Below are 15,904 nucleotides of genomic sequence, written 5' to 3'. Positions count from 1 at the left end.
CACATGCATAGCGAAAACCTTGTCAAGATGGCAAACAACATCAGCGCATTTTTCCAGGCCGAGCCCGACCACGCCGTAGCCGTCCAGGGAGTGGTCGATCATTTGCACAAATTCTGGGAGCCACGGATGCGCCGGCAGATCATCGCCCACCTCCAGTCCGGCGGTGAAGGACTGAGTGCGCTTGCGTGCGAAGCCGTGACCGTCCTCAGGGACGAACAGCAGAAGAACGCGGCCTGACCGGCCGCCTCGCCGCCGAGCAAAACCTCTCGCTCAGATACCCCGCATTTGCGGGGTTTTGTATGAAACTTCCGCTCTGGCCGAGCGCGAACGTCGTGAGGCTCTTGCTTTGCATCATTATTTCCATAATCATAGAAATATGGAAATTAAGTCCGTAGTCACCGCGCTTGCCGCCCTTGCCCAGGATTCCCGCCTGGCCGTGTTCCGTCTGCTGGTCCAGACCGGGCCGGGGGGCCTGTCCGCGGGCAGGATCTCGGAGGCGTTGGGAATTGCGCCATCCTCTTTGTCCTTCCACCTCAAAGAACTCGCCCATGCCGGTCTGATCAGATCACGGCAGGAGAGCCGCTATGTCATCTATTCGGCAAATTTTCAGGCGATGAACGAGCTGATCGGGTTTCTTACCGAGAATTGTTGCAGCGGCGCCCCCTGCACGACATCAACCCCGATTCAATGCGCAAGCGATCAGGAGACCCGTGAATGAGCGAGAGAACCTACAACGTGCTCTTTCTGTGTACCGGCAATTCGGCCCGCAGCATTATGGCGGAAGCGCTGCTCAACCATCTCGGCATAGGGAGTATCCGCGCCTACAGCGCCGGCAGCCATCCGGCCGGTCGCGTTAATCCGCTGGCGCTGGAGCGGCTGGAAAAAGAAGGCGTTCCGGCGGATGGGGCGCGCAGCAAGAGCTGGGACGAGTTCGCCAGCCCCGGCGCACCGCCGCTGGATTTCGTCATCACGGTCTGCGACAACGCCGCCGGTGAGGTGTGTCCGGTCTGGCCCGGCCAGCCGGTCACCGCCCATTGGGGCCTGCCCGATCCGGCAGCCGTCGAAGGTTCCGAAGGCGAGCGACGGCTCGCATTCGCCCAAGCCTTCGCGGTTCTCGAACGGCGCATCACCTTGTTCACTGCCCTCAATCCCCACAGCCTGGAACGGCTCGCCCTGGAGCGGAAGCTTCGCAACATCGGACGCACGGGTTAGCGCAAGTTGGACGGGAGATGGCCTGTTCGGCATTTGAAGCCAAGGAAACACACATGAACCGAAAGCTGATCAACGTGCTGGTGCTCTGCACCGGCAATTCCTGCCGCAGCATCCTCGGCGAGGCGCTGCTCAATCATCTCGGCGGAGACCGCCTCCGGGCCTGGAGCGCCGGGAGCCATCCGACCGGAAAGGTCAATCCCCATGCGCTGGCGACCCTGCGCCGGCATGGCCTGCCCGCGGACTGCTTGGGCAGCAAGTCCTGGGATGCCCTCGGCGACATCGTATTCGACATCCTGATCACCGTGTGCGACGACGCGGCCGGCGAAACCTGCCCGGCCTACCTGGGCCAGGCCATCCGAGGCCATTGGGGAATGCCGGATCCGGCCAAGGCGACGGGCACGTTGGCGGAAATAGACAGCGTGTTCGACGCGACATTCGAAACCTTGGAGAACAGGGTACGGGCGCTGATGGCGCTGCGGATCGAACACATGAGCCCCGCCGAGCTTTCGGTGGAACTGGAACGTATCGGGAAAATCGCATGAAGAAAAAGCCCAGGCCGACTCGAACCGCGCCCAAGCGCATGAGTTTCTTCGACCGCTACCTGACAGTGTGGGTCGCGCTGTGCATGGCCGCCGGCGTCCTGGTCGGCAAGGCCCTGCCCGAACCCGTGGCGGCCCTAAGGGCGGCCGAACTGTCCCACATCAACCTGCCGATCGCCGGCCTCATCTGGCTGATGATCTATCCGATGATGCTGAAAGTGGATTTCGCCTCGGTGGTGAACGTGGGCCGGAACCCCAGCGGCCTGATGGTGACACTGTTCGTCAACTGGCTGGTCAAGCCTTTCAGCATGGCGCTGTTCGGCTGGCTGTTCTTCAAATATCTGTTCCTCCCCTGGATTGGCCCTGAGGCGGGAGACCAGTACCTGGCGGGCGTCATCATCCTCGCTGCCGCGCCTTGCACCGCGATGGTGTTCGTATGGAGCTACCTCACCGACGGCGATCCGGCCTACACCCTGATCCAGGTCGCGGTGAACGACCTCATCATGTTGCTGGCCTTCGTCCCCATCGTGAAATACCTGGTTTCGGGGGCGGCGGGCCTGGACGTGCCGTTCGACGTCCTGTTCTACTCGGTGGTGGTGTTCATCGTGTTGCCGCTGGCCGCCGGCGTGCTGTCGCGGCTTTGGCTGCTGCACAGCAAGGGCGCCACCTGGTTCGAGCAGGCTTTCCTGCCCCGACTGCACCCGATTGCAATCGGCGCCCTGCTGCTGACCCTGGTCCTGATCTTCGCCTTCCAGGCCGACAACATCACGGGCCGCTGGCTGCACGTCGCGCTGATCGCCGTGCCGATCCTGATCCAGGTGTATTTCAATGCTTCGCTGGTCTACGGCCTGATGCGCCTTTTCCGGGTGAATTACGCCGTGGCGGCACCGGGTGCGCTGATCGGCGCCAGCAATTTCTTCGAACTGGCGGTCGCGACCGCGATCACGCTGTTCGGCCCGGAATCCGGGGCGGCCCTCGCCACCGTGGTGGGCGTGCTGGTCGAGGTACCGGTGATGCTATCGGTCTGCGCGGTATGCAACCGGACGCGAGGGTGGTTCCCCGCCAACGGAAGATCAGCCGCCCGATAAACGAAACCCCCGATTCCGTGCCATGACGGCGCCGGAACCGGGGGTTGATTCGGGGATGGCCATCCCCGGCTTCTTCGCGGCTTTGGGAACTCAGGAAAGTCCCGAAGCCTGGGCGCCGATTACATCATGTCGTCCATTCCGCCGCCTGCCGGCATGCCGCCCTTTTCCTTCTTGGGCATTTCCGCGACCATCGCTTCCGTGGTCAACATGAGGCCCGCGATGGAAGCCGCGTTCTGCAGGGCGGAACGGGTGACCTTGGTGGGGTCGAGGATGCCCATTTCGATCATGTCGCCGTATTCGCCGGTGCCGGCGTTGTAGCCGAAGGTCCCGGTGCCTTCCTGGACTTTCGCGAGCACGACCGAAGGCTCCTCGCCGGCGTTGGCCACGATCTGGCGCAGCGGTTCCTCGATGGCCCGGCGCAGGATGGCGATGCCGACAGTCTGGTCGTGGTTCTTGCCCTGCAGCGTCTTCAGATCCTGCTGGGAACGAATCAGCGCGACACCGCCGCCCGGCACGATGCCTTCTTCGACGGCCGCCCGGGTCGCGTGCAGTGCGTCCTCGACACGCGCCTTCTTTTCCTTCATCTCGACTTCCGTCGCCGCGCCGACCTTGATAACGGCCACGCCTCCGGCCAGCTTGGCCACGCGCTCCTGCAGCTTCTCGCGGTCGTAGTCGGAGGTAGTATCCTCGATCTGCTTGCGGATCTGCTCGACGCGGGCCTTGATGGCATCCGTCGAGCCGGCGCCATCGACGATCGTGGTGTTTTCCTTATTGATCTGGATTTTCTTGGCTTGGCCCAGATCGGCGAGTTCGACCTTTTCCAGGCTCAGGCCCAGTTCCTCGGAAATCACCTGGCCACCGGTCAGGATGGCGATGTCTTCCAGCATGGCCTTGCGGCGGTCGCCGAAGCCCGGCGCCTTGACCGCGCAGACCTTGAGGATACCCCGCATGTTGTTGACCACCAGGGTGGCCAGCGCCTCGCCGTCCACGTCCTCGGCGATGATCAGCAGCGAGCGGCCGGACTTTGCGGTTTTCTCCAGCGCGGGCAGCAGGTCGCGGATGTTGGAGATCTTCTTGTCGTACAGCAGAACGAAAGGATTCTCGAGCTCCACGCCCATAGTGTCCTGCTGGTTGATGAAGTACGGCGACAGATAGCCGCGGTCGAACTGCATGCCTTCGACGACATCCAGCTCATTCTGCAGGCCCGAGCCCTCCTCCACCGTGATCACGCCTTCCTTCCCGACGGTGTCCATGGCCTGGGCGATGATCTGGCCGATGCTCTCATCGGAATTGGCGGAGATGGTGCCGACCTGGGCGATGGCTTTGCTGTCGGTGCAGGGTTTGGACAGCTTCTTCAACTCCTCCACCACGACACCGACCGCCTGATCGATACCGCGCTTGATGTCCATCGGATTGGAACCGGCGGCCACCGACTTCAGGCCTTCGCGCACGATGGCCTGGGCCAGCACGGTCGCCGTCGTGGTGCCGTCGCCGGCGACATCGGAAGTCTTGGACGCGACTTCCTTGACCATCTGCGCGCCCATGTTCTCGAACTTGTCCTTCAGCTCGATTTCCTTGGCGACGGATACGCCGTCCTTGGTGACGACCGGAGCGCCGAAGCTCTTCTCCAGCACGACATTGCGCCCCTTCGGACCCAGGGTCTGCTTCACCGCATCGGCCAATACGTTCACGCCGGCCAGCATGCGGTGGCGGGCGTCACCCGAAAAACGTACATCTTTTGCTGCCATCAGTTCATTCCTCCAATGTTCAATTCAAAGGCTTGGCATAAGTTAAAGATCAGGATTCGAGGACACCCATGATGTCGTCCTCCCGGAGTATCAGGTACTCCGTTCCGTCGATCTTGATTTCGGTGCCGGAATACTTGCCGAAGAGCACCGCGTCGCCCGCCTTCACTTCCAGCGCGCGCACCTGACCGTTCTCAAGCACCTTGCCGGTGCCGACGGCGACGACCTCGCCCTTGATCGGCTTCTCCTTCGCGGTATCGGGGATCACGATGCCGCCCGGAGAGGTTTTCTCCTCTTCCCGGCGGACAACCACAACACGGTCATGCAAGGGACGGATTTTCATGATGACTTGGAACTCCTTACTATGTTGCTTCAACGAATTGTGCGAAATGCACGGGATTCAGCGGTTAGCACTCTCACTCGGGTGCTGGCAGCGATATAGAGACGTCGAACTTGGTTTTCAAGGCTTGAGTCTCGGCGACTCACATCACGAATCAAAAGAAGTCTCACGGAGCTGTCGGCAATGTGAGTGCGCCAGATGTAGGACAAAAAAGTGGAGTCGCGCGCCCTGTGGAATCCGCCTTCCGACCGGCGACGCTGCATCCAAGGGCACTAGCGGAGGGCGTCGGGTTGCCTGGAAATAACTCCCCTTGAAGCTTCCCTACAGCTCATTGGGTAGGTAGAGATCGAGATTCGCGCCAGGGCACGATCGGGCGCCACCTGTTATAAGCCTTTCTCCAAATAGATATTTCACGGATTACATTGCCCAGGGCTTGAGCAACCGCAAACATTTCTCCGCCAATTGCAGACTCAATCAATCGACAACACCACGCTCGAGTTCGAAAACCCTTCTTGAGTATTGATGACTATACTCTGATTAGGCCCTTTTTGTTGATTTGCAGGTATAACTATCCTGATCGTCGTGTCACTGTCGACGACCTCGTAGTTGCCAGCGGGTAACGGATTCCCTCCAATTACCACGCTTTCGATAAGATACAGGTTTGTTCCGGTGACGGTGATGACGTCGCCTGGCTTAGCAGAATTTCTATCTACACTGATTACAGTGGGTGCCGAAAGTTCCGTATCGTTAAACGGGAAAGGTACTGCAGTATACAACGCCCCCTCCGCGATGGTCTTAACTTCGTAATGTGGATATTCATTTCCTTCATAATAAGAATACCATACTGTTTCGCGCTCTCCCTTCAGCCGCGTAGAATATGTTATCGATGTCTCTCCATTAGTATACGCATCGAAAGGTACGGCCCATATCCAATTTTGGGTATATATATAAGTGTCGCCATCCAGATATTGATCTTTTTGCTTCGTGGTATATTTCCACTCAGGAATTCCAGTGCCTGGACTTCCTGAATATTCGATCTGGGTTGGACTGACTGTCGTACTTGTCGAATTTGAGATCTTCATGCTCGCAGAGACCGACAATATATCTGCCTTATTATAACCAGCAGTCCCGCCAATTGTATATTCGACTCCGCTTGAATAGGTAGTAGCGTTCTCAGTCGTTCCCGGTGCGTATTGTACAATCAACGGTTTCGTATATAGACTGATGGGCACAATAATCGCATTTGATACCTTTGCGACATCTTTATCAACGTGAGCAAACTTATCCTCCATGTGGGGATTCGCAATCGTGACCCATTGTTGGACGTAATAGAAATCGAGGTTCGACGCAAAAGACCGCGCGGCCCACGTCTGGTTCACGACTTGTACCACACCACCTTCCTTATCAGTCAACACTGTACCCGTCAGTATCGAATTCGCCATCTGAGTGAGGTCGTCTTGCACACCCTCGGGGGAAGTTTCGGGAGGTGAAGTTGGCCAAGATTGGAAGACCTGCTTAAGCCAGTCGGTTATCCGATGGTCCGCCTTCTTGTATGCGGATTTCAATATATGAGTCCGTTGATGACGAATTTGGCAGCATTCGGATCCGGCATCCTCGCGTATCGCAACCAGTGATACCTTGTTTTTTCCAGTTATATCCTCTCCCAGGACAATCGGGACATCCCGGCCAACAAGAATCCGGAGAGCTTCGGCCTCCTCCGACCCACTTCCTACCACCGCGACGGTCAGACCTGCCGCATAGGCGTCTTTAGCCAGCCTCGCGATTGGCGGACTCTTTAGATCCTTGCTGCCTAGAAGGACACCACCAATATTCCCTTGCAATTGGCGGCGCTGCGCCGTCTTGGCAGAAACCGGAAGGACTTTGAAGCGCCTACCAAGGAGTTTCATTATGTGACCCCTTGCATGAGGGGCGACATATATCTTCCCTGGGCTGAGTTCCTCGCCATGCGAGCATAAAGATGAGAAAAAAAGCACGCTACCGAACAAAATGGCAGCCAAGTGACGGCGATTAGGTTGCAAGATTTCCATGGGCCTTTCGGTGTTGTTCAATCATTACGCCACGGCCATCCAAAGACACTATTGAAATCCGGGCGAATTAGTAATTTATTGACGAAATTACAGTCTAATGACTCCGATCACCCTTCGCTTTTTTATCTGCTTTCCACTGAAAGCCACCTGCCAATAACTGTCAGTTTATCGTCAGGGTGATATCTGAATTCGACAAGCCTTCATCGGTATTGATGACAATGCTCTGCCCTGGCCCCGACGGTTGATTGGCTGGAATAATGATCTGCAAAGATGTGTCACTTTTGACAACCGAGTAGTTCGATACCGGAACAGGGTTACCGCCGATCAATACTGAATTCAATAAGTAAAAATTTGCACCTGTTACGGTAATTACATCACCCGGGCTCGCTGAAAGTGTACTTACCCCAGTTACGGATGGTGGAGCAAGCTGGGTCTGATTGAACGGAAGCGGGACGACTGACATTATCGCGAGGGACAAGAATTGGACGGGATCGGGTTCCTTAAAGCCGGACCAGTCACGATAGATCTGTTCCGTTGTAATTGTAAGGTAGTTGATCGACGTCTGATCTGCCTCGTAGGAATCGAATGGTACGGCCCATATCCAGTTCTGCGTGTAACTGTACGATTTTGCGTTAAGGCCTTTTTTTTCTTCTTTTGTGATTGTCTTCCAGACCGGCATTCCCGTTTCCGGTCTTCCTTGATATTTGATCTGTGTCGGGGCAACCGTAGTGCTGGTGGAGTTAGAAATAGTTAACCCTGCCGTGGCAGTAAGAATATTGCCTGCGTTATATCCGGCAGTGGCTCCCGTTGAAAAGCTCACTCCACTGGTATAGGTCGTAGCGTTCTGGGTCGTACCCGGAGCCGCCTGTATTATGATGGAACCAAACGGTGCTACCAATTGATTAACAGTGTATGTAACATCCTTGATTAATTTTGGCGAACTTCCCTTTGAATTAGCAATTGTCACCCACTGTTGTACATAGTAATAATCTACGTTAGACACGAAAGAGCGTGCTGCCCACGCCTCGTTCAGTACCTGCAGAGCACTGCCTTCCTTGTTGGTGACCCACTGGTCCGTCAAGGTCGAATTGGCAAGTTTGGTGAGATCATTCTGGACGTCGCCCTGCGACCCTGCTGCAGTGGTGGTCTGTCGAGTTCGAAAGACGGCCTCAAGCCAATCGACCGTTCGCGAGTCCGCCTTTCTATCCGCCCTTTTCATTATGTGGGTTCGGACTGTGGACGCCCTGCAACAGGTAGGGGCAGCTTCTTCGCGTACCGCCAACAGGGAGACTTTGCCGCTAAGCCTGGAGTTCTTGCCGAGCGGAATAGGCAGGCTCCGGCTCAGAATAGCGCGCAAGCGCTCCGTATCTTCGGCATCGGCATCCGCGATAGCGACACTGAGACCCAGGCCGTATGCTTCACGGGCAAGCTTAGTTAGTTCGGGGACATCCAAGTCCTTGCTGCCGAGAACGATCCCCCCTGCGCCACCTTGTAGCGAGACAGTCGGAGCCGATTCGGCAGACAAGGGCGTCAGATTGAAACGCTCGCCGAGAAGCTTGTTCAGGCGTCTTGGTACGTGCGGAGCGACATAAATGGTGGCAAAACCGGCCGCTGCGGCATCGGGGCCGAATGGCCCAACCGAGACCAGCAGAACGGCGGCAAGCGATAGAGAAAAATAGCCCTGCGGATTCCGTGCACGAACGTTCATTGGGTGCCGCCCCATGGCTGGAAGTTTGGCGGCCAGCCTACCTTCCGGCGGTTACAGGAACGTTACCCCATCGCTGCGAAAACGTCGGCGCGCGGTATCGGACCGGCAAAGGGTAAAGTGTCGCCGGCCGGCCTTCAGAACGGCATCCGGCGGCCCATCTGGCCTTTCATGCCCTTCATCATGTTCATGATGTTACCGCCCTTGAGCTTCTTCATCATCTTCTGCATCTGCTCGTGCTGCTTGAGCATGCGGTTGAGATCCTGCACATCGGTGCCCGACCCCAAAGTAATGCGGCGCTTGCGGGAGGGATTGATGACATCCGGGTCGGAGCGCTCGCCGGGGGTCATGGAATCGATCATCGCCAGTTGCTGATACATTTCCTTGTCGTTGATCTTGTCCTTGACGTGCTGGGGCACGTTGCCGACGCCCGGCAGCTTGTCCAGCATGGCGGCCAAGCCGCCCATGTTCTTGAGCTGCAGCAGCTGGTCGCGGTAGTCGTTGAGGTCGAAGCGACGGCCTTTGTGAATTTTCTTGGCGAGCTTTTCGGCCTTGGCCTTGTCCATGGTGCGCTCGACGTCCTCGATCAGCGAGAGCACGTCGCCCATGCCGAGGATGCGCGAGGCCAAGCGGTCGGGATGGAACATTTCCAGCGCCGCAGTCTTCTCGCCCACGCCCATGAACTTGATCGGCTTGCCGGTGATGTGGCGGATCGACAGCGCCGCGCCGCCGCGGGCGTCGCCGTCGGTCTTGGTCAGGATGACGCCGGTCAGCGGCAGGGCATCGTGGAAGGCCTTGGCGGTGTTCGCGGCGTCCTGGCCGGTCATGCTGTCGACCACGAACAGGGTCTCAATCGGCTTGATCGCGGCGTGCACGGCCTTGATCTCACCCATCATCTCTTCGTCGATGTGCAAACGGCCCGCGGTGTCGATGATGACCACGTCGACGTAGCGTTTCTTGGCATGCTCGATCGCGCGCAGGGCGATGTCCACCGGCTGCTCGGTGGCGTCGCTGGGAAAGAATTCGGCCTTCACTTCGCCGGCCAGGGTCTCAAGCTGCTGGATGGCGGCCGGCCGGTAGACGTCGGCACTGGCCACCAGCACGGATTTGCGCAAGTTCTCCTTGATCCAGCGCGCCAGCTTGGCGACGGTGGTGGTCTTGCCCGCCCCCTGCAGACCCGCCATCAGGATCACGGCCGGCGGCTGGGTGGCGAGATTCAGTTTCTCGTTGGCCTTGCCCATGATCGTCACCAGTTCGTCGTTGACGATCTTGATCATGGCCTGGCCGGGGGTGAGGCTCTTCTGGACTTCCTGACCCAGTGCCCGTTCCTTCACCTGTTCGATGAAGTCCTTCACCACCGGAAGTGCGACGTCGGCTTCGAGCAGCGCCTGACGCACTTCGCGCAGGGCGTCCTGGATGTTGGCTTCGGTCAAACGCCCCTGGCCGCGCAGTTTGCGCAGGGAGTCGGAAAGGCGGTCGGTCAGATTGTCGAACATGGCTTGTTTCCTGATCTTGTAACTCGGGTGCCGGCGCGGTCCGCTCGGCTTCAAACAGACCGCGCATTATGCCAGACTACGCCCCGGAGGACATGACCCCGTATGCATTCCACGATCTTCGCCGTCACCGCGATCCTGGCCTATCTGGCCGCCGCCGCGTCCATCTACCCATCGTTGCACACCGATTACCTTTCCGCGGAGGAGACCCGCCGCCAGAAGTGGGCGACCCTGGTGTTCGGCTTTCTTGCGAGCGGCTGTCATGCCTTGACGCTCTCCACGCTGTTCGACGCCGAAGGGGACTTCAACATCGGCTTTCTGAACACGCTGTCCGCCGCGGCCTGGATGATCGTGACGGTATTGCTGGCCGGGGCGCTGTTCCGCCCGGTCGAGAAGCTCGGCATCGTGGTATTTCCGATGGCCGCCCTGATCCTGGTCCTCAAGCTTTCGCTGCCGGACGCGGAACATTTCCTGAAGAACCACTCTCTGGAGATGCGCCTGCACATCGTGGTGTCGATGCTGGCTTACAGCTTCCTCAACATCGCCGCCCTGCAGGCGATCCTGCTCGCACTGCAGGACTGGCGGCTCAAAACCCACCACGCCAGCGGCTTCGTGCGCTCGCTGCCGCCCCTGCAGACCATGGAGAAGCTGCTGTTCCAGCTCATCGGCGCCGGGTTCGTCCTGCTAAGCATCTCTTTGATCACCGGTTTCCTGTTCGTCGAAGACCTGTTCGCCCAGCATCTGGCCCACAAGACCGTCTTGTCCATCGCCGCCTGGGGCGTATTCGCCGCCCTGCTCGGCGGCCGCTGGTTCCGCGGCTGGCGAGGCAGGATCGCCATCCGCTGGACCCTGGGCGGCTTCGTCGCGCTGATGCTGGCCTATTTCGGCAGCAAGATGGTGCTGGAGCTGGTGCTGCACCGGGTGTGAAGCGATGAATGCAGAGGATGTCCGCTGGCGGCAGCGGTTCCGTCAGTTTGAAAAGGCCGTCCTGCTGCATGAGGCAAATGAGATCGAACGGCCTTCGATAGCGGACGGCTCAGTCAGACCAGGCGTAATCGGCAAACAGCCCGGCGAACACCGCCGCACCGAACCAATGATTATTGAGAAAGGCATGGAAGCACTTGGGTTTCTCCCGCCGGAATATCAGGATCTGCTGGTAAACCGAAAATCCCGCCGCGGCAGCCAGGCCCAGCGCGTAGGGCCACCCTAAGCCAAGATACCGACCGATGCCGAACAGGATCGTCAACATGGCGATCTGAAGGGCGCCGATGATTTCGCGGTCATGCTCTCCGAACAGAATAGCCGTCGATTTGACTCCGATCTTCAGATCGTCGTCCCGGTCCACCATGGCGTACATGGTGTCGTAGATCAGCGCCCACAGCACCGTTGCCGCGTACAGCGCCCAGGCCACGGCCGAAATCGACCCGGTCTGGGCGGCGAAAGCCATGGGAATGGCCCAGCCGAAGGCCAGGCCGAGATAGGCCTGGGGCAGATGGGTATAGCGTTTGGTGAAGGGATATGAGGCGGCCAGGAACGCGCCTGGCACCGACAGGGCGATGGTCAGCCCGTTCATCGTCAGCACCAAACCGAACGCGGTGAGGCATAAGACTACAAACAGGACCAAAGCCTCCTTCGGCGTGACCGCCCCCGCCGCGATCGGCCGCAGCCGGGTGCGCTCGACATGCGGGTCGAAATCGCGGTCGGCGTAGTCGTTGATGACGCAACCCGCCGCCCGCATCAGGATCACGCCGAGCACGATCACAGCCGCCACGCCCGGATCAGGGCGTCCCTGTCCGGCGATCCACAGCGCCCACAGCGCGGGCCAGAGCAGCAGGAAAATGCCGATGGGTTTGTCGAAACGCATCAGGCGCCAGTAGGCATCGGCACGCGATTTCACCGAAGGCGGGACGTTCATGCGGACTCCGGGGCGGAAAGCACGGCGGGAAGGAAGAACTCGGCGACCAGCAAGGGCCTGCCAGCAATCGAATAGAGCGAGCGACGGCCCCAGACTGGCGCGGCCGAGCCCAATCCGGCGCGAACCGCCGGCTGCCAATGGCGGACCTCGGCCAGGGCCGCCTCGAACCCATGACGCCGCGGACGCCGTGACGCGAACAGAATTTCGCCCAGCGGGCGATTGCCCAGGTGCGCCAGCCGGCGTCCCACACCCTTCAGGGTTTGCACCGGAAGGACGCTGCGGGCAAGGACCAAAGGCCGTTCGCGGGATCGGAGTTCGACTTCGCGCACCAGCGCGCGGCGGCCGGACCTGAGTTTCAGCAGCAAAGCCTCGTCCGGAAAGGGATGGGCGAAACCCTGGCGGATCACCCGAACATTGAAGTCGGCGCCGCACGCGGCTTTCAGACGCCGGGTCAGGGAGCCCCTTTCGAACACCCAGGATTCCATGGGCCGCGGTATCGCCGGGCCGCAGCCCCGATGTGCATTACGGAATTTCGGCAGGGAAGAGAAAAGTTTGCTCCTGGAGTACAAGGCGTGCGCTCGGTGGAAAAGGACGCCGGATTCTAGCAGACCGCAGCCTCGTGCCGCCGGAGCTACAGGCAGCCCGGCGGTTTGGGCAGGCCGGCGATCAGGCAGGCCTGCTTGAGCGGCCCGCCGGGAAACAGCCCATGTAGATAACGGTTGTTGCCTTTGGCTTCTCCCAACTCTTTCCGGACCGCCTTGACGAACAGGCGGGCGTTCGGCAGATGATCGAAGCGGCGATGGTAGTCGCGGATAAAGCGGACGATCTCCCAGTGCGCGTCGGTCAATCGGATGCCGATCGTTTCGGCCAGGCGTTCCGCCGTACCTTCTTCCCAGGACTGCGAGTCCAACAGGAAACCGTCGGCGCCGAGCCGCAAAGGCTGATTCACGTCCATGTCAGCGAAAGCTCGTGCCGCGCCGCGAGTTCGACGAAGCCGTCATAGTCCACCTGGCCGAGCGTTTGCAGCAGGCTCGATGCGCAAAGGCCGCGGGCGTCGAGATCCGGCGCCAGCACGCGGATGTCCAGCCGTGCCGCCGCCTGAGCGACTGCATCCGAGAATCGGCGACCGGGCAGAGCACCGTAGACGCCGTTTTCCAGCAGGAGCACGGCGTCGCCCTCCCCCGCCCGGGCCAGGCATCGGCTGAGGGCGGCGCTCTCAAAGGGCGAGGCATTGACCAGATGCAGCACGCTCATCCGCAACCCACAGCGAGGTCATGGCCGGCGATCCAGCCCGGAACCTCGCTCCGCGCCAGCAGCCGCACCGGCAAGACCAGCCCATCCGGCGACAGCGCGCGCTCGGCGAGCGATTCGGTTTCCGCCGCAACTTCGCGGACGTCGTAGAACTCCAGGGTCTGCAGCAGCGGCGCCAACGGGCGAAGCCCCGCGCCTTCGAGGACATGAGCCGCCTGCAACTGCCACACGCCGTCGTCGAGGAACAGGACGTCCACGGGCTGATCGAATGCCGCAACCGCCAGCAACTGGTCCACCATCTCGGCGTTGCGGCCACCGCAGAAAGGCGGCCGCCGCACCACGAATACGAAACTCTTAGGATGATTCATGCGGCGAAGGTGAGTAGCCGGTCCGCTTTCAGGCAGGCGTCCACCCACTGGCCGAGACCACCGATCCGGAAGCCCGGCGCCAGCAGTCCTTCGTCCTTTCCATCCGTTGAAACCAAACCCCGGCGCTGGGCGGCGGAGACGCACAGGACCAGATCCAGGCCATGTTCACGCACCAGGGCGCTCCAGCGGGCGGAGAGATCGTCTTCGCCGGCAAACGATGAAACTTGTGCATTGCAGACGCCGTCATAGTAAAAGAACACCAGCGGGATATGGTGCCCGTTCGCCAACGCGGCTTTGATAAACTGATACGCGGTGTTCGCCGCCTGAGCCTCGCGAGGGCTCGCATTGATCTGTATGACGAATTTCATGATCACCGACTCCGCTGCGAACCGCTCCAAGCCGTTTTCCGCCCCATGTATCCGACCCCATTCATGACTTTTCCCCGCACCCGCCGATTCGCATCCATGCCAGCCTGCGTGTGGGCCGCCGCACTGACGGCGCTCCTGGTCGCTGCGGTCCCCGCCGCCGCCGGCGAACCTCTCAACCTCGAATTGCCGGACATGGGCGACTCCACCGGCACGCTGTTCACTCCCCAGCAGGAGAAGGCGCTGGGCGAAGCCTTTTACCGGAACCTGCACAACCAGGTCCAGATCAACGAAGACCCGGAAGTCACCGATTACATCCAGGCGCTCGGCCGGAAACTGGTGGAACACAGCGATACGCCCGGACAGGCCTTCCATTTTTTCGTCGTCAACCAGCCGGTGATCAACGCCTTCGCCGGCCCCGGCGGCTACATCGGCGTCAACTCGGGCCTGATCCTCACGACCGAAAGCGAAAGCGAGTTGGCCTCGGTGCTCGGCCACGAAATCGCACACATCACCCAGCGCCACCTCTACGAAGCATTCCAGGCCGCCGGCCGGATGTCGCTGCCGACCGCCGCGGCCATGCTGGCCGGGGTGTTGCTGGGTGCCGGAACGGGATCCAGCCAACTGGGTCAAGCGGCCGTCATCGCCGCATCGGCAGCCAGCCAGCAGGCGCAGATCAATTTTACCCGAGACAACGAAGCGGAAGCCGACCGTGTAGGCATGAAAATCCTCTCCGGTTCGGATTTCGACCCCCGCGCCATGCCCACCTTCTTCGAGCGGATGCAGCAATCGACCCGCTTCTCCACCGGACGCAGCACCCCCGAATTTCTGCTGACCCATCCGGTGACCATGTCCCGTATCGCCGATACCCGAGGGCGGGCCGAACAGTACGCCTATAAGCAGTATCCGGACTCTTTCACCTACCAGATCATCCGAGCCAAGCTGCACGTGCAGACGACCCACAACCCTCAGGAAAGCGTCAGCTATTTCACCGCGATTTCCGACGTCGGCACTCGCCAGCAGCGGGATGTGGCCCGCTACGGCCTGGCCCTGGCGCTGATCGCCCAGGGCAAGATCGGCCAGGGCGGACCCATGCTCCAGGAGCTCATCCGCCACTATCCCGAGCAGTCGCAATTCTACAATGCGCTCGCCGATGCCGAGCGCGAAGCCAAGAACTATCCCGCCGCTCTCGCCACCTACGACGAAGCCCTGAAGCGCTTTCCCGGCAACCACGCGCTCAGCCTGAATTACGCCCAGACTCTGGTCCGGTCCGGCAAACCCGCGGAGGCGCGCAAGCGGCTGCAGGAGTACCTGCTCCGTTTTCCCGCGACGCCGGAAGTATACGAACTGCTGGCGCAAGCCCATTCCCAACTCGGGAACGAAGCCGAATCCCACCGCTACCTGGCCGAAGCCTATTACGCCGACGGCCAGACCCGCAACGCGATTCTGCACCTAAAGCTCGCGCAAAAAGCGCCAGGGCGCGATTTCCAGACCGACTCGGCAATCGAGGAGCGGCTCAAGGAATTGATGGAAGAGCAGAAGGCAGAAAGGGAAAAGTAGGCACCCACGTAGCATCCTGACTTGTGAAGGCAGCGCTTTCCCGGCATCCTCCGAGCTTCAACACAGAGGCGTGACCTCCCGAAAAAGGGAACCTTCGACTTTGATCGCAATGCGTACCAGCTCACTGCCGAGTTGATCAAAGGTATCCGGAAAGCGCTGCCCTCGCCGGAAGCGATTCGGATCAGTTCGCTGTCGCAGCGTATTCGTGGGGTCAGCTTGGCGGGACATTCCGCCGCCGGTCGTCCAGCTAACCTCTCGTTTTTTAATTTATGAAT

Annotated in this window: 18 protein-coding genes; 7 read left to right on the top strand and 11 right to left on the bottom strand. The window is 60.0% G+C overall.

Features of this window, described 5'->3' with window-relative positions; all coding sequences use genetic code 11:
• The first annotated feature begins 3 nt into the window (after window positions 1-3).
• The 5 genes from OOT43_RS01045 to arsB all read left to right on the top strand — a co-directional run bounded on the left by OOT43_RS01045 (window position 4) and on the right by arsB (window position 2,839).
• Window positions 4-237 (top strand): formate dehydrogenase subunit delta, encoded by a 234-nt coding sequence (locus tag OOT43_RS01045; RefSeq protein WP_266022794.1) that lies wholly within the window; start codon window positions 4-6, stop codon window positions 235-237.
• 139 nt (window positions 238-376) lie between these two features.
• Window positions 377-718 (top strand): ArsR/SmtB family transcription factor, encoded by a 342-nt coding sequence (locus OOT43_RS01040; protein WP_266022793.1) that lies wholly within the window; start codon window positions 377-379, stop codon window positions 716-718.
• Window positions 715-1,212: an arsenate reductase ArsC gene (locus tag OOT43_RS01035; protein WP_266022792.1), complete on the top strand. Its 498-nt coding sequence runs from the start codon at window positions 715-717 to the stop codon at window positions 1,210-1,212. Before OOT43_RS01040 ends, OOT43_RS01035 begins: the two co-directional genes overlap by 4 nt.
• A 53-nt stretch (window positions 1,213-1,265) precedes the next feature.
• Window positions 1,266-1,754, top strand: a complete 489-nt coding sequence (locus OOT43_RS01030; protein WP_266022791.1) for an arsenate reductase ArsC — start codon at window positions 1,266-1,268, stop codon at window positions 1,752-1,754.
• Complete coding sequence (gene arsB / locus OOT43_RS01025; protein ID WP_266022790.1) at window positions 1,751-2,839, top strand: ACR3 family arsenite efflux transporter; 1,089 nt, start codon at window positions 1,751-1,753, stop codon at window positions 2,837-2,839. Before OOT43_RS01030 ends, arsB begins: the two co-directional genes overlap by 4 nt.
• 119 nt (window positions 2,840-2,958) lie before the next feature.
• Here the strand turns inward: arsB and groL are convergent, their stop codons facing one another.
• From groL to ffh, 5 genes are all read right to left on the bottom strand, one after another.
• On the bottom strand, window positions 2,959-4,587 hold the full coding sequence (gene groL, locus OOT43_RS01020; RefSeq protein WP_266022789.1) for a chaperonin GroEL: 1,629 nt from the start codon (window positions 4,585-4,587) through the stop codon (window positions 2,959-2,961).
• Window positions 4,588-4,636: 49 nt separating this feature from the next.
• Window positions 4,637-4,927 carry a co-chaperone GroES gene (gene groES, locus OOT43_RS01015; protein ID WP_266022788.1) on the bottom strand — a complete coding sequence of 97 codons (291 nt, stop codon included), beginning with the start codon at window positions 4,925-4,927 and terminating at the stop codon, window positions 4,637-4,639.
• A 467-nt stretch (window positions 4,928-5,394) separates the two neighbouring features.
• Window positions 5,395-6,972, bottom strand: a complete 1,578-nt coding sequence (locus OOT43_RS01010) for an IPT/TIG domain-containing protein (protein ID WP_266022787.1) — start codon at window positions 6,970-6,972, stop codon at window positions 5,395-5,397.
• A 160-nt stretch (window positions 6,973-7,132) separates the two neighbouring features.
• A complete protein-coding gene (locus tag OOT43_RS01005) occupies window positions 7,133-8,680 on the bottom strand; it encodes an IPT/TIG domain-containing protein (RefSeq protein ID WP_266022786.1) in 1,548 nt (515 codons plus the stop codon).
• Between the two features lie 134 nt (window positions 8,681-8,814).
• On the bottom strand, window positions 8,815-10,173 hold the full coding sequence (gene ffh, locus OOT43_RS01000) for a signal recognition particle protein (protein ID WP_266022785.1): 1,359 nt from the start codon (window positions 10,171-10,173) through the stop codon (window positions 8,815-8,817).
• A 102-nt stretch (window positions 10,174-10,275) separates the two neighbouring features.
• Here ffh and OOT43_RS00995 point away from each other — a divergent pair, with 102 nt between their 5' ends.
• Window positions 10,276-11,097, top strand: a complete 822-nt coding sequence (locus tag OOT43_RS00995) for a cytochrome C assembly family protein (RefSeq protein ID WP_266022784.1) — start codon at window positions 10,276-10,278, stop codon at window positions 11,095-11,097.
• Between the two features lie 109 nt (window positions 11,098-11,206).
• On the opposite strand, the gene ubiA is transcribed toward OOT43_RS00995, so the two are convergent.
• The 6 genes from ubiA to tusD all read right to left on the bottom strand — a co-directional run bounded on the left by ubiA (window position 11,207) and on the right by tusD (window position 14,072).
• The gene (gene ubiA / locus OOT43_RS00990; protein WP_266022783.1) at window positions 11,207-12,085 is read right to left on the bottom strand and encodes a 4-hydroxybenzoate octaprenyltransferase; all 879 of its coding nucleotides are present in this window, start codon (window positions 12,083-12,085) and stop codon (window positions 11,207-11,209) included.
• Window positions 12,082-12,570: a chorismate--pyruvate lyase family protein gene (locus OOT43_RS00985; RefSeq protein WP_266022782.1), complete on the bottom strand. Its 489-nt coding sequence runs from the start codon at window positions 12,568-12,570 to the stop codon at window positions 12,082-12,084. Before OOT43_RS00985 ends, ubiA begins: the two co-directional genes overlap by 4 nt.
• A gap of 146 nt (window positions 12,571-12,716) precedes the next feature.
• Entirely contained in the window at window positions 12,717-13,040 is a 324-nt protein-coding gene (locus tag OOT43_RS00980; protein ID WP_266022781.1) for a TusE/DsrC/DsvC family sulfur relay protein, read from the bottom strand.
• Entirely contained in the window at window positions 13,031-13,339 is a 309-nt protein-coding gene (gene tusB, locus OOT43_RS00975) for a sulfurtransferase complex subunit TusB (protein ID WP_266022779.1), read from the bottom strand. Before tusB ends, OOT43_RS00980 begins: the two co-directional genes overlap by 10 nt.
• The gene (gene tusC / locus OOT43_RS00970) at window positions 13,336-13,704 is read right to left on the bottom strand and encodes a sulfurtransferase complex subunit TusC (RefSeq protein ID WP_266022778.1); all 369 of its coding nucleotides are present in this window, start codon (window positions 13,702-13,704) and stop codon (window positions 13,336-13,338) included. Before tusC ends, tusB begins: the two co-directional genes overlap by 4 nt.
• Window positions 13,701-14,072 (bottom strand): sulfurtransferase complex subunit TusD, encoded by a 372-nt coding sequence (tusD, locus tag OOT43_RS00965; protein ID WP_266022777.1) that lies wholly within the window; start codon window positions 14,070-14,072, stop codon window positions 13,701-13,703. Before tusD ends, tusC begins: the two co-directional genes overlap by 4 nt.
• Before the next feature lie 96 nt (window positions 14,073-14,168).
• On the opposite strand from tusD, the gene OOT43_RS00960 reads away from it, so the two are divergent.
• Window positions 14,169-15,629 carry a beta-barrel assembly-enhancing protease gene (locus OOT43_RS00960; RefSeq protein ID WP_266022776.1) on the top strand — a complete coding sequence of 487 codons (1,461 nt, stop codon included), beginning with the start codon at window positions 14,169-14,171 and terminating at the stop codon, window positions 15,627-15,629.
• Window positions 15,630-15,904: the final 275 nt, after the last annotated feature.

The organism is Methylococcus mesophilus (assembly GCF_026247885.1).
GTDB lineage: Bacteria > Pseudomonadota > Gammaproteobacteria > Methylococcales > Methylococcaceae > Methylococcus > Methylococcus mesophilus.
This window is presented reverse-complemented; position numbering and strand designations above follow the sequence as displayed.

Excerpts from the sequence above, each read along its gene's own strand:
- OOT43_RS01045 (WP_266022794.1), top strand. The coding sequence starts at position 4 with ATGCATAGCGAAAACCTTGTCAAGATGGCAAACAACATCAGCGCATTT.
- OOT43_RS01040 (WP_266022793.1), top strand. The coding sequence starts at position 377 with ATGGAAATTAAGTCCGTAGTCACCGCGCTTGCCGCCCTTGCCCAGGAT.
- OOT43_RS01035 (WP_266022792.1), top strand. The coding sequence starts at position 715 with ATGAGCGAGAGAACCTACAACGTGCTCTTTCTGTGTACCGGCAATTCG.
- OOT43_RS01030 (WP_266022791.1), top strand. The coding sequence starts at position 1,266 with ATGAACCGAAAGCTGATCAACGTGCTGGTGCTCTGCACCGGCAATTCC.
- arsB (WP_266022790.1), top strand. The coding sequence starts at position 1,751 with ATGAAGAAAAAGCCCAGGCCGACTCGAACCGCGCCCAAGCGCATGAGT.
- groL (WP_266022789.1), bottom strand. The coding sequence starts at position 4,587 with ATGGCAGCAAAAGATGTACGTTTTTCGGGTGACGCCCGCCACCGCATG.
- groES (WP_266022788.1), bottom strand. The coding sequence starts at position 4,927 with ATGAAAATCCGTCCCTTGCATGACCGTGTTGTGGTTGTCCGCCGGGAA.
- OOT43_RS01010 (WP_266022787.1), bottom strand. The coding sequence starts at position 6,972 with ATGGAAATCTTGCAACCTAATCGCCGTCACTTGGCTGCCATTTTGTTC.
- OOT43_RS01005 (WP_266022786.1), bottom strand. The coding sequence starts at position 8,680 with ATGAACGTTCGTGCACGGAATCCGCAGGGCTATTTTTCTCTATCGCTT.
- ffh (WP_266022785.1), bottom strand. The coding sequence starts at position 10,173 with ATGTTCGACAATCTGACCGACCGCCTTTCCGACTCCCTGCGCAAACTG.
- OOT43_RS00995 (WP_266022784.1), top strand. The coding sequence starts at position 10,276 with ATGCATTCCACGATCTTCGCCGTCACCGCGATCCTGGCCTATCTGGCC.
- ubiA (WP_266022783.1), bottom strand. The coding sequence starts at position 12,085 with ATGAACGTCCCGCCTTCGGTGAAATCGCGTGCCGATGCCTACTGGCGC.
- OOT43_RS00985 (WP_266022782.1), bottom strand. The coding sequence starts at position 12,570 with ATGGAATCCTGGGTGTTCGAAAGGGGCTCCCTGACCCGGCGTCTGAAA.
- OOT43_RS00980 (WP_266022781.1), bottom strand. The coding sequence starts at position 13,040 with ATGGACGTGAATCAGCCTTTGCGGCTCGGCGCCGACGGTTTCCTGTTG.
- tusB (WP_266022779.1), bottom strand. The coding sequence starts at position 13,339 with ATGAGCGTGCTGCATCTGGTCAATGCCTCGCCCTTTGAGAGCGCCGCC.
- tusC (WP_266022778.1), bottom strand. The coding sequence starts at position 13,704 with ATGAATCATCCTAAGAGTTTCGTATTCGTGGTGCGGCGGCCGCCTTTC.
- tusD (WP_266022777.1), bottom strand. The coding sequence starts at position 14,072 with ATGAAATTCGTCATACAGATCAATGCGAGCCCTCGCGAGGCTCAGGCG.
- OOT43_RS00960 (WP_266022776.1), top strand. The coding sequence starts at position 14,169 with ATGCCAGCCTGCGTGTGGGCCGCCGCACTGACGGCGCTCCTGGTCGCT.